This window comes from Colwellia sp. C2M11, from assembly GCF_018860915.1.
GTDB lineage: Bacteria > Pseudomonadota > Gammaproteobacteria > Enterobacterales > Alteromonadaceae > Colwellia.
The window spans coordinates 162,380-175,511 of record NZ_JAHKQD010000055.1 but is presented as its reverse complement, the minus strand read 5'-3'; the positions used below and the strand labels follow the sequence as shown (position 1 = coordinate 175,511).

At 36.0% G+C, this 13,132-nt stretch carries 11 protein-coding genes; 7 read left to right on the top strand and 4 right to left on the bottom strand.

Annotation, left to right across the window (positions count from 1 at the left end; translation table 11 throughout):
• Positions 1-77: 77 nt before the first annotated feature.
• Positions 78-935 (bottom strand): 23S rRNA (adenine(2030)-N(6))-methyltransferase RlmJ, encoded by an 858-nt coding sequence (rlmJ, locus tag KO509_RS17820; RefSeq protein WP_215974608.1) that lies wholly within the window; start codon positions 933-935, stop codon positions 78-80.
• A 147-nt stretch (positions 936-1,082) separates the two neighbouring features.
• Complete coding sequence (locus KO509_RS17815) at positions 1,083-2,675, bottom strand: ABC-F family ATPase (RefSeq protein ID WP_215974607.1); 1,593 nt, start codon at positions 2,673-2,675, stop codon at positions 1,083-1,085.
• 553 nt (positions 2,676-3,228) lie between these two features.
• Between KO509_RS17815 and KO509_RS17810 the strand changes: the two genes are divergently transcribed.
• The 6 genes from KO509_RS17810 to KO509_RS17785 all read left to right on the top strand — a co-directional run bounded on the left by KO509_RS17810 (position 3,229) and on the right by KO509_RS17785 (position 9,172).
• Positions 3,229-4,386, top strand: a complete 1,158-nt coding sequence (locus KO509_RS17810) for a hypothetical protein (RefSeq protein ID WP_215974606.1) — start codon at positions 3,229-3,231, stop codon at positions 4,384-4,386.
• Positions 4,387-4,578: 192 nt separating this feature from the next.
• A complete protein-coding gene (locus tag KO509_RS17805) occupies positions 4,579-5,538 on the top strand; it encodes a phosphotransferase (protein ID WP_215974605.1) in 960 nt (319 codons plus the stop codon).
• A 144-nt stretch (positions 5,539-5,682) separates the two neighbouring features.
• Positions 5,683-6,312: a uracil phosphoribosyltransferase gene (gene upp / locus KO509_RS17800; protein WP_215974604.1), complete on the top strand. Its 630-nt coding sequence runs from the start codon at positions 5,683-5,685 to the stop codon at positions 6,310-6,312.
• 227 nt (positions 6,313-6,539) lie between these two features.
• Positions 6,540-6,974 (top strand): GNAT family N-acetyltransferase, encoded by a 435-nt coding sequence (locus tag KO509_RS17795; RefSeq protein ID WP_215974603.1) that lies wholly within the window; start codon positions 6,540-6,542, stop codon positions 6,972-6,974.
• A gap of 187 nt (positions 6,975-7,161) precedes the next feature.
• A complete protein-coding gene (locus tag KO509_RS17790; protein ID WP_215974602.1) occupies positions 7,162-7,569 on the top strand; it encodes an SHOCT domain-containing protein in 408 nt (135 codons plus the stop codon).
• 256 nt (positions 7,570-7,825) lie between these two features.
• Positions 7,826-9,172, top strand: coding sequence for a DEAD/DEAH box helicase (locus tag KO509_RS17785; protein ID WP_215974601.1), 1,347 nt, complete (start codon positions 7,826-7,828; stop codon positions 9,170-9,172).
• Between the two features lie 97 nt (positions 9,173-9,269).
• Here KO509_RS17785 and KO509_RS17780 read toward each other — a convergent pair whose 3' ends face one another.
• Together KO509_RS17780 and KO509_RS17775 are read right to left on the bottom strand one after the other, a co-directional pair.
• Entirely contained in the window at positions 9,270-11,576 is a 2,307-nt protein-coding gene (locus KO509_RS17780; RefSeq protein WP_215974600.1) for a YgiQ family radical SAM protein, read from the bottom strand.
• Positions 11,577-11,738: 162 nt separating this feature from the next.
• Positions 11,739-12,182: a hypothetical protein gene (locus KO509_RS17775; RefSeq protein ID WP_215974599.1), complete on the bottom strand. Its 444-nt coding sequence runs from the start codon at positions 12,180-12,182 to the stop codon at positions 11,739-11,741.
• 261 nt (positions 12,183-12,443) lie between these two features.
• Between KO509_RS17775 and KO509_RS17770 the strand changes: the two genes are divergently transcribed.
• Positions 12,444-13,109, top strand: coding sequence for a response regulator transcription factor (locus tag KO509_RS17770; RefSeq protein ID WP_215974631.1), 666 nt, complete (start codon positions 12,444-12,446; stop codon positions 13,107-13,109).
• Positions 13,110-13,132 lie beyond the last annotated feature (23 nt).

Below are 13,132 nucleotides of genomic sequence, written 5' to 3'. Positions count from 1 at the left end.
TGATTGAGAGAAGCTATGATTAAGAGAAGCTATCATTGAGATAAATCTTAATTGAAATAAATTGAACAGAATTTATTTTATTCAGGAATTAACTGTTTAACGGTATAACTTGTGTTGTTAGTGCCTAACTTGCTTTTCATGAAAGGTAATATTTCATCAAGTTGTTCCGACAATTGCCATGGTGGATTAACAATAAATAACCCTGTGCCAGTCATTCCATATTTGTCAGTATCATTTTCTAAGCAAAATTCTACTTGTAAAACATTTTTAACCGCACTTTTGCTAAACGTATAACTCATCTGCTCAACAAGCTCTCGTTTAACAACCGGATACCAAAGAATATAAGTACCAGTAGCAAACTTTGTATAAGCTTTAATAATTGTTTGAACGGCTTTGTTATAGTCTTCTTTTAGCTCGTATGGTGGGTCTATTAATACAACACCACGACGACTTGGTGGTGGTACTAAACCTAAAACACCTTGATAACCATCACTTTGCTTAACGAACACTTTTTTCCAGCGATAACAAAAATCATTTAAATGTTCAATGTCTGTAGGGTGTAGTTCAAATAAGTGAGTACTGTCTTGTCGGCGCATAAAACGTTTAGCAATGCCCGGAGAACCCGGATATAACGTTAAATCGTTCACGTCAGTGTTTGTGCTACTGGGGTTTAATGATTTAATTAAATCAATATAAGGCTGAAGAGATTCAGGTATAGCAGATTCATTGATTAACTTGGCAATACCTTCTTTATACTCCCCTGTTTTCTGTGCATATTCATCTTCTAATTGATACATGCCCGCGCCAGAGTGGCTATCAATATAATGAAAGCCTTTCTCTTTACGAGTCATATAGTCAAGTACAAGTGTTAGTACGCTATGCTTGAGTACATCAGCAAAGTTTCCTGCATGAAAAGCGTGACGGTAACTTAACAAAAAAAATCCTTAAAACACATCATATCTGAGTTTATAAATAGGGTAGAGAATAGAGTCAGTTATAGTGAAATTTAGCTAAATCTATTCGATAATAATACAAGGTAATCTTATTAAGAGACTTACCTTGTATTATAAAAGGATGAAATTTTAGGCTTTGCTTGCTAAGTACTCGTCGTAAGTACCGGCAAAGTCAACATAACCGTCGGTTGTTAATTCAATAACACGCGTTGCAATTGTTGAAACAAACTCACGGTCATGACTAACAAATAACAATGTGCCTTCATAGCTTTCAAGCGCCATGTTTAATGATTCAATAGACTCCATGTCCATGTGGTTGGTTGGCTCATCAAGTACTAAAATATTTGGTTTTTGCATCATTAGCTTACCAAATAACATACGACCTTTTTCACCACCAGATAATACGCTCACGTTCTTTTTAATATCATCAGCAGAGAATAATAAACGGCCTAAGTAACCACGAACTGCTTGTTCATCATCCGTTGGTTGACGCCATTGGCTCATCCACTCAAATAGGTTCATGTCGTTTTCAAATTCAAATTCATGATCTTGAGCATAATAACCAATATTAACGTTTTCAGACCAAGTAAACTCACCAGAATCAAGTTCATAACCAACATCACTCATTAAAGCACGTAAAAAGGTAGTTTTACCAATACCGTTTTCACCAATAATAGCGACACGTTCACCTACTTCGATCAAGGCTGAAATATCTTTTAGTATATGATTTTCATCAAAACTTTTATTTGCTTTTTCAATAACTAAAGCGTTACGGAATAATTTCTTTTCTTGTTCAAAACGAATAAATGGGTTGCTACGACTTGATGCTTTAACTTCGTCTAATTGAATCTTATCAATTTGTTTAGCGCGAGAAGTTGCTTGTTTTGCTTTAGATGCGTTGGCAGAGAAACGAGCAACGAAAGCTTGTAGCTCACCAATTTGTGCTTTTTTCTTGGCATTATCTGCTAATAAACGTGCGCGCGCTTGAGTAGCCGCTAACATATATTCATCATAGTTACCTGGATAAACACGTAGCTCACCGTAATCTAAATCAGCCATGTGAGTACAAACACTGTTTAAGAAATGTCTATCATGAGAAATGATAATCATCGTTGAATTACGTTCATTTAAGGTTTCTTCTAACCATTGAATTGTATGAATATCCAAGTTGTTGGTTGGCTCATCAAGTAATAAAATATCAGGATCTGAAAACAGTGCTTGTGCCAATAATATACGTAATTTGAAGCCAGGTGCAATTTCACTCATTAATCCGTAATGTTGTTCAACAGGAATGCCAACACCAATGAGTAATTCACCAGCGCGTGCTTCAGCACTATAGCCATCCATTTCAGCATATTCTGATTCTAAGTCACCAACTTTCATGCCGTCAGCTTCACTCATTTCAGGTAAAGCATAAATACGGTCACGTTCTTCTTTTACCGCCCAAAGTTCAGTATGACCCATAATCACGGTATCAATAACGCTCGATGTTTCAAATGCGAACTGGTCTTGACGTAACTTACCCAAACGTTCACCAGTATCTAGGCTTACATTGCCAGAGGTTTGTTCTAAATCACCACCTAAAATTTTCATAAAGGTTGATTTACCACAACCATTGGCACCGATTAAACCGTAGCGATTTCCGCCACCAAATTTTTGTGAAATATTTTCAAATAGAGGTTTAGCCCCAAACTGTTGGGTAATATTATTTGCTGCAAGCATGATGTATTCCGTTTAATGTTGTTAATTATTAGGCGTGAGTAAGTGATTTATTAAGCAAAGGCTTCATTGAAGAAATCAAATACAATAACCATAAAATAATGCGCGCGATTATACACTATTCTACGTTAATCTGATACGACAATTTCGGTTGAATACTCTTAGGGCAGTGCGTTGTAAACCTATGTATTAATTATTTGAAAAATTTAAGGAATATTAACAATGATACCGTCTCTAATAAAAAAGGACTATTTGATATATCACGGTAATCCTGCTTTTTATTTGCATTGAACTTTATAGCATCACCTCTATTTAAATAGTGCCCTATATTATTTAGTAAAGAGTCAATAATACCGTAATACCTTCTTTCTACAAGAAAGGAGGGGGATCACCTTCTTTTACACATCAAGCAGTAGATGTGATGTTTTTAAGTGATTGATCTACAGATAACAATCGAGTAATGTCAATGAATTATAAAATTATGGATGATTAATACTCTCTTGTAGAAAGAAGGTATGTCACCTCATAGTAAGCTGTTAGGCATTAGGGAGAAGTCATGACACAGAGAGTCATCGGATATTTTGAGGCAGATGTTCTATCTCTATATAGCTCGAACCCTCATAAATACACCATAGATACTGACTACTTTGAAGGTGAGCTAAAAACCTCCGCAGAATATTTTGAGGAACTTGATACTTCGGGGAAACGTGATGAGTACATCCGAATTAGATTCGGCTATCACACAAAGTCTGATGGAGGGCTATGCTTGGCTGTTTTTATCCCAGACTTAGCTAACGCTGCGTCCTTAGAACAAAAGAAATGGTCACCATTTATCGTTCAAGATGATGCTTTAGCAGATTCAGATGAGCGGTTTACCATGTGGTTTGATAGAAATATTCAGGGGAGCTGGGGAGTGAAAAATGGAGCAAGAAAACGCCTTACAGCAGTAATCGCGAAAATCAATGCTTGCTGTAAAGCTCTCACTGGGTATCCTCTATATTCCAAGGTTCCAAATAGTTCTGTCACATACCCAAGTTCTCAGAATACCCACGCATATGAAGATTCACATAAGAATTTATACGGTTTTCTCGTTGATGGTCTGTCCAAAAAATGTTTACTCGCTCTGGCTGAAAAACGTCAAAAAAAAATACTTGAAGCAGCGAATATGAAACCGCCGACTTTGTTGCGTCATGTATTCACAGAGTTCGATAAAGAATCTCAGTTGCACAAAGTTTTAAGTCTAATAAGCACTGAACGTGGCAATAGTAGTCACGGCGTAAGAAATTCTGCAAAGTCATGTGATGCCTTCAGCTTCTTTAATCGTGATTTAGAGCAGGCCGTTGAGTCTTTTGAATTGCTGTTAAAACTTATAGAGCAAGAATTCACTGTTTCCGCAGCACATGAACTAAGAAGGCAGGAAATTATGCAGTATTTACCAAAGATTGTTGATGGTGGCATCGAATCCAATTACTCTATCTGCCAAGCTACCCAAATGCTCGGTAAAACAGTTGAAAAAGTGTGGTTTGGCTTGCGAGAGGATCACACCCTGATTCATCAAAGTGAAGTATTATTCATTAAATTTACAAATGGTGAACTTCTCGCAATTGATACTGGGTCAAATGTCGTGAACATAGCCGACCAAGGTAAAATAAAACCAAACGAATTTCATGTTGATTTGAATTTAACTTGGGTTCCAGCACCATCAAATGGCTAACAAGTCAAAGCACACGGACTTGGTAAAGCTGTCATCTTTTTCAATAATTAACGAGGACATAGTTTTTATAGGCGAGTGTCCTTGTTAATGGTTAATGCATTGTGCAAAATCATACAGGCTTTTCAATTAAATACTGTTATTACGAGCATCTTCCAATGTTAAACTACAAAAAATTAATTATTTAATATAGCTATGGCATTTTACCTTCCTTTAGTAGAGCTTCATTTTAAACAGATTAAAATTCGCGATACGCTAACATCACTTTGGAGCGGATGTGGCAGTATTGTGCAGTGCCAGCTTGATGATAAAGCCTGTGTAATTAAAGCGATTAAGGTACCCAGCTACATAAGGCATCCTAAAATTAAACAAAGTGCATTTGCACTAAAAAGAAAACAAGATTCTTATCGTGTTGAATATCATTTTTATAAGTTACATAGCCTGCATTTACCAATATATGCGCAAAGTATTGAATGTATAAACGCAATTAATAAAGATGATGAATATGTCTTGGTATTTAAAGATTTCACTAAGCATGGGTTTGCTCAAGCTGGGCATCAACACATTAAAGCGATATTAAATTGGCTTGCGCACTTTCATGCATTTAACTTAAATAAGCCCACTGACGGGTTATGGCAACAAGGTAACTACTGGCATTTAAGCACGCGTCCTGATGAGTTCAACAAACTAAAAGAAAGCGCAGATAAAAAGTCCGATATTAAAAATGTTGCACATAAAATAGATGAGCAACTACAAAGTTGTGCGTACAAAACGCTGGTTCATGGTGATGCGAAACTTGCTAACTTTGCAGCAAATGAGCGTGGTAAAATACTCGGTTATGATTTTCAATATATAGGTGCAGGTAGTGGGGTAATTGATGTCATGTATTTTATGACCAGTTGCTTTAGTGATAAGCAATTACATGAATACGCTGATGAGTACCTTGTATATTATTTTGATAATTTAAAAGCAGCAATTACTACTTATCATCCAAAAGCACCCGCAGATAAAATAGCTAACGACTGGCTTTTTTTATGGCCTGCTGCATGGGCAGATTTTTATCGGTTTTTAGCTGGCTGGAGTCCACAACATCAAAAAATGAATAGCTATATGCTTAAACAGGTGAACAACTGGTTAGCGAGTAATATTGAATAAACAGGTTTTGCTAAACTCTTGCATAAATATCAAGCAAAACCATATGTTTTGACACCGGATATTAAAATCTCTTGAAAACTACAGGTCAAATAATCATTTTTAATATAAAATATCGCTAATTATTGTCTTAGTAGGTTTTTTATCATGGCTATTCACGTTATTACTCACCCTCTTGTTCAACATAAACTCGGCTTAATGCGCGCATATGGCATTAGCACTAAAAGTTTTCGTGAATTGTGCTCTGAAGTAGGTACATTATTAACTTACGAAGCGACTAAAAACCTACCACTTGAAGATAACGAAATAACGAGTTGGGATGGCAATAAATTAAATGTGCAACATATTAAAGGGAAAAAAATCACGGTAGTGCCTATTTTGCGTGCGGGCTTGGGTATGATGGACGGCGTAATGCAATTATTGCCAGCTGCTAAGGTAAGTGTAGTAGGGCTGCAACGTAATGAAGAAACATTAGAGCCAATTCCGTACTTTGAAAAGCTAGTGGGGAATATTGATGAACGCTTGAGCCTAGTAATTGACCCAATGCTTGCAACGGGTGGTTCAATGATTGCGACTATCGACATGCTTAAAAAAGCAGGATGTAAAGAAATTAAAGTAATTATACTTGTAGCGGCGCCTGAGGGAGTTACAAAAACACTTGAAGCTCATCCTGACATCGAAATATTTACTGCATCTGTAGACAGTCACCTTAACGAAAAAGGTTATATAGTGCCAGGTTTAGGTGATGCAGGCGATAAAATATTTGGGACAGTTTAGAAGAATTTCTTGAGTCGCTAGTTAACCTGTTTTATTTTAATATGCTTTATAAGCAAGTGTCCCTTGTTAATATTAAAAGTAAGGCAATTGGTGATACTTTGGCTTCTTATTATTTGACTAAAAGTTTTTGGGTGTCCCATAGTTTTGTTTAGTTAATCAATTTCCGGTATTGTGAAAGGCTTTATTTTATCATGTATCGCAATTGCTGTAATTTTGGCTGAAAATTAATGAAAAAATTTGAAATAAATACAAATAGATTAAACATCGAGTTAATGGATGAGGATGGAAGCCAACAGCTCTATGAAAAAAATTATTGGGGGCTTTGGAAGGTTAGTGTAAAAGGCAATGATGTTTTTATTGGTTACATACTGGTAAAGCCACTAAATATATCGAGTGAGTTCCCTGATGTTAATAACATAGAAATAGGCTGGCGTTTTAAACAAGAAAATTGGGGGCAGGGTTATGCCACAGAAGCTGCCAAAGCCGTTGCTGATAAAATCACTGAACAAAAAAACATTAAAATTATTAGTGCCACGGCAGATGCGAGCAACATCGCATCAATTAGGATAATGGAAAAGTTGGGCATGTCTTTCATTAAAAACTACAACGATAAAACTAAAGGAGCGGACGTTACGTCTGTACTTTATTCTAAGGTGCTATAACACTAAAAATTTCAGTCTACTTATACCTGATTATTAATAAGTCTGAACCTTTCAAAATTAAAGCTTAACCTAAGTCTTAGTGGTATTATCGACATAAGATATTTATATGGATCTAAAATTGTTAGCTATACATTTTAGCCAATAATTTTAACCCGCTTAATACGGTGGTAACTGACAAGAGGTAACAATGGACTGTATAAACTGTGGAGAGAAAACATTTACAGATTGGGATGGAACTCATTTAAAGCTTTGCTCCGCCTGCAGCAAAGAATCAATTAGAAAAGATTTCAATCGTAAACAAGAGCAAGAAAAATTAGTAAAAAGCCCTGAAGTTACTAATACATTTAAATTTAGAACTATTATATTTATTTTGTTAGGTTTAATTACACCTTTATGGCTCATTACGCTGCCACTATTTTGGTATTTTGCTTATAAATCCTATGTTGCTGGAACTGCTTTGTATCCAGAAAGAACTGCTGGTGTTATTTCTAAATATGATGAGTTAAATAAATTAAAAAAGTTGTATGATTCTGGCGCTATAACAGAAGAAGAATTTAATTTAGAAAAACAAAAACTGTTGATGAAAACAAGTTAACGCATTACTCAACCAACAGAAAATAGCGAGCAGCTCTTCTTAGTTACCTCTTCGTGAAGTGCTATATTTACAATGGAAATCATATATTGAATAATTAATTGTAAAGTAAATGAATTACCTGAAAAACAAGGCAAATTCATTGTCTCACTTCAATGTTTAATACACTTACTACAAGGTTAAATAGATTCTACTAACTTAATACCGTATAAATACGTTAAAATGTAGTCATTATCTTTGTTTTGAGCCTCTTATATTCATGAATACTAACAATACCGAAGTTGTTACACCTGCTAGCTTTACGCAGCTTAACCTTATTTCGCCTTTAGTCGCGCGCTTAGCCGAGCTGGAATATCAACAACCAACGCCTATTCAAGGACAGGCTATTCCTAATGTGCTAGCTGGGCGTGATCTCATTGCTGGCGCAAATACGGGCTCGGGTAAAACAGCGACGTTTGCGCTTCCTTTGTTGCAACAACTTTTTAATAAAAAAGCACAAAATAAAAAAAGCATGGGCAAGGAGGGCAATTTTGTTAGTGGGCTAATTTTAGTACCTACGCGTGAATTAGCGAAGCAAGTTGCTGACAGTATTCGATCTTATGCCGCACACCTTAATGGTGCGATTAAAACCGTGGCAGTATTTGGTGGTGTGTCGGCAAATACTCAAATGTTAGCCTTACGCGGTGGTACTGATATTTTAGTAGCAACGCCTGGGCGATTACTCGATTTGATATCAAGTAATGCTATTAAGCTTGATCGCGTTAAAACCTTGGTGTTAGATGAAGCCGATCGCATGTTGAGCTTAGGTTTTACTGAAGAGCTTTCTGCGTTATTAGCGTTAATGCCAACGCAAAAGCAAACGTTATTATTTTCTGCAACCTTTCCAGAGCAAGTTAAAGTATTAACGGCACAATTACTTAACAATCCTGTTGAGATACAGGTACAAAATGCTGATGCTAGCACTTTAGTTCAACGTGTTTTTACCGTGAATAAAGGCGAAAAAACAGTATCACTTGCGCATCTAATAAAACAGCATAAATGGCGACAAGTGCTGGTTTTTGTTAATTCTAAAAAGGGTTGTGAACATCTTGCTTATAAACTTTCCAAGCATGACATTGTCGCCGAAGTATTTCACGGCGATCAAGGACAAGGCGCTCGTAATCGTGTGCTCGATGGATTTAAAGCTGGTGATATTGACGTGCTAATTGCAACTGATATCGCAGCCAGAGGCTTAGATATTGAAAAACTGCCCGTTGTTATTAATTTTGATTTACCAAGAAGCCCATCAGATTACATGCATCGCATTGGTAGAAGTGGCCGTGCTGGCGAAGTGGGATTAGCGTTATCCTTGATTGATTATGAAGATTATCATCATTTTAAAATCATCGAAAAGAAGAATAAGATCATACTTGAACGAGAAGAAATTATTGGTTTTGAAGTTGATGAAACACTTATTGATCCGTCTTTTTCTGCAAATAAGCCAATGGCGCCGCCAGAAGGTAGGGGTAAAAATAGTGGTAAGAAAAAAGCGAAAAAGAATTTAAAAAGTAAGTCGTCTATTAATACCGATATTTGGGCGGGTTATTTAACATCAGATTCTGAGTAACGCTTAAATATAGATAAGAAAACAAGAAGTAATACACTCAAGTGTTAGCCAGCGTTAGTTTACATTGTTACTAACGCTAGCGTATTTATGGTATTCGCTATCTTTTACCTTTTCTGTCATTAAATTGGTTGTCTGCAAATCGCGTTAACCCTTTTTTATGTGCTGGTGTTCTTTTTCCTTTACCTTGCCCTTGTTTAGGTCTATTTTGTCCAGGGCTGCTTTTAAAGCCATGTGCATTATTTTTACCTTGTCGTCTATCATTATTTTGATTACGTTGCTCATTACGTGTTTCTCTTGGCACTAGGCAGCTTGGTGCTGAGCCAATTAATTTACTTAGCCCCATTTTTGTTAATGCTGCACGTATTTCTGGCCAATTATTTTGATCGTGGTAACGTAAAATAGCTTTATGTAATCGGCGTTGAATTGTGCCTTTAGGAACAGTAACTGTACCGTCATCTCTAGCGATATTTTTACTAGTTACATTACGTAAAGAGTTAATCTCGGTGTGATATAACGTTGTTGCATTGGCTAAAGGTGATGGGTAAAAATTCTGTACTTGATCAAGTTTAAAGTCGTTATTTTTTAGCCATAGTGCTAAGTTAACCATGTCTCTGTCGGTCGTTCCTGGGTGTGCAGAAATAAAGTAAGGAATTAAATACTGCTTTTTACCTGCGACTTTAGAGTAATGATCAAACATTTCTTTAAATTTATCATAGCTACCCATACCAGGCTTCATCATATTAGCTAATGGACCCGTTTCGGTATGCTCTGGTGCTATTTTTAAATAACCACCAACATGATGAGTTGCTAATTCTTGCACATATTCAGGATGTTTAATGGCTAAATCGTAACGAACACCTGATGCTATAAGTACCTTTTTAATACCTTTTACTTTTCTCGCTTTTCGATACAGCTCTATCGTTGGCGTGTGATCTGTATCTAAATGACCACAGATGGTTGGCCACACACAAGAAGGTTTACGACAAGTTGCTTCAGCTTTTTCACTTTTACAATTAAGCTGATACATATTGGCAGTAGGGCCACCTAAATCAGAAATAACGCCAGTAAAACCTGGTACTTTAAGTTTTATATCTTCAATTTCAGCAATAATAGATTCATGAGAACGAGACTGAATAATACGGCCTTCATGCTCGGTAATAGAGCAAAAAGTACAACCACCAAAGCAGCCTCGCATAATGTTGATAGACGTTTTAATCATGTCGTAAGCGGGGATTTTAGCATTACCATAACTTGGGTGTGGTACACGTTGATAAGGCAAACCAAATACACCATCCATTTCATCTTGCGAAAGAGGTTTGGCAGGTGGGTTCAACCAAATAATTCGGCTGCCATGAGATTGAACTAAAGGTTTTGCCGATGTTGGGTTTACTTCTTGATGAAAAATACGAGATGCATGCGCATAAAGGACTTTATTGTCTTTAACTTGTTCAAAAGTAGGCAAGTTAATATAAGTATTTTCCCAAGGTTTAGCCTTTTTTTCCCATGTAGTATTGCGAGAATAACTAGTTTTACTTTCATTAAAATCTGAAATATTGATTACTTGTGCAGTTTTTGTAATATCTTTTAAATCGCTATTTGCTTCAGCCGTGGCGGCTTCATTGTCGCTACAACTTTCTGAGGTTATTTCAGCATAAGGATTGATTATAGGTTCTATTTTACCAGGTCTGTCAATATCACGTGAATCTATACCTTTCCAACCGGGTAGGGCTTGGCTCGCTAAAAATGCACTACCACGAACATCCGTGATTTTTTTAACGTCTTCACCTTTAGCAATACGGTGTGCTATCTCAATAAGAGGACGCTCTGCATTACCGTATATGAGTAAGTCAGCTTTTGAGTCAAATAATACTGAGCGGCGAACTTTATCAGACCAATAATCATAATGAGCGATACGGCGTAAACTTGCTTCTATGCCGCCAATAATAACAGGAACGCCTTTAAATGCTTCTTTACAACGTTGAGTATAAGCAGTTACTGCACGGTCGGGGCGTTTGCCACCTTCATCATTTGGTGTATAAGCATCATCATGACGCATACGACGTTCAGCGGTATAGCGGTTTATCATGGAATCCATATTACCCGCGGTAACACCAAAAAATAGATTTGGTTTACCAAGCTCCATAAAGGCATCTTTTGAGCGCCAATCAGGTTGCGCAATAATACCAACACGAAACCCTTGCGATTCTAGCATTCTGCCAATAACTGCCATGCCAAAACTTGGGTGGTCTACGTAAGCATCACCTGTGACAATAATAATATCGCAGCTATCCCAGCCCAATACGTCCATTTCTTTTCTCGACATAGGAAAAAATGGTGCTGTACCGTACATTTCGGCCCAATATTTTGGGTAGTCGAATAAGGATGGCTGTTGTGCTTTGATCATAGAAGAACTCAATTTATTTGGTAATATTCAGCATGCTGAAACTTAGCGCGCGATTATAACAAAAATTGAGTGGTTTTTCTAAAGGTATCTATTATCTTTAAATACAATGCACTTATGTTGGTATTAATTGGATAAATTTAAAAAGAGTTAGTTGGCTAGGTTTTAATGTAATTTACATTGTTCCATTAAGAAACAATGTGTTTTTCCTTTTTTTGCAGATATTTCGAGTTCTGCAATTTCATCAGCGTTAAATAAACTATTCGATAAAATAACAGCAGAGCAATTACCTTTACTTAATACTGAGGTAATTTGTGCTAATACTATTTTTGCTCGGTTAGTTACAGAGCTTTTATAATTCACCATAAGTATTTTTGATACATCTACACCATGTGTTTTCGCTAGTTTCTCAATAGAGTTTTCTTCTGGGTTAATAAATAATAACCATTTCTTTTCTTGCTTATGTTGATGGCAGATATGGGCATATTGACTTGAAAGCTCGAAGTCGTTTGTGACGTTAGTATGTTGAAACCAATTTATATTTAATGGTGTTGCTGTATTAAAACTATTTTTTAATTTATTGATATTATTGGTGTTAGTGTTAATCATTATTAATTCCCTTAAGGCATATTAAGTAAAAATAGACATACTGTGTTTATATACAGTATGTCTATTTTGTTTAATATTCAACCTTTTTTTGTAATTAATTTATAATTTAGTTTCATTCACGAATAGATCAGAAAAATAAAATTTCTTTATAGCAGCATTTAATAGATTTTGTTATGGTGTTTGATACATTGAAAGTTTTCATTTGATAAGTCTTAACCCTTCCAATTAATAATTATAATTGGTTAAGCAATGAGTATAACTATGTTTAGTAACATGAAGATAATACTGGCGGATGACCATCCTTTATTTCGCCAAGCGTTGACGCTTACGTTAAAGTCAAATTTTAGTGGTGCAAAAATTTTTGAAGCACAAACTATTCCCGATCTTGAACAGCATTTACAAAGTGTAAATGATGTTGATTTATTATTACTTGATCTTGATATTCCAGGTGCAAAAGGATTTGACAGCTTAATTGCCATTAGGCGTACATACCCTGAGCTAGGAGTGGTTATTATTTCTGGTTTTGAAGATAAAGAGACCATTTATAAAGCGATGAACTATGGTGCGGCAGGCTTTATTCCTAAATCTACGCCTGTGCCAGAAATGGTTATTGCGATAAAAGAAGTACTAAGCGGTACGTTGTGGACCCCTGATGGTAAGTTTAATGGTCATGATACCGAAAAAAATATTGCAAGTGAGAAAGTCGCGTCGTTAACTCCAAAACAACATAAAATATTATTAATGTTTGCTGATGGTTTATTAAATAAACAAATTGCTTATGAATTAGGATTATCTGAATCTACAATCAAAAGTCATGCAAGCACTATATTTTTAAAATTAGGTGTTAGAAGCCGCACTCAAGCAGTAATCCTTTTGAATGAAGTGCAATCAAGTCAGAGCGTTTTTGGTCAAACTTCTATCGAATAGCTGAACGCTCTGATATCTATCTA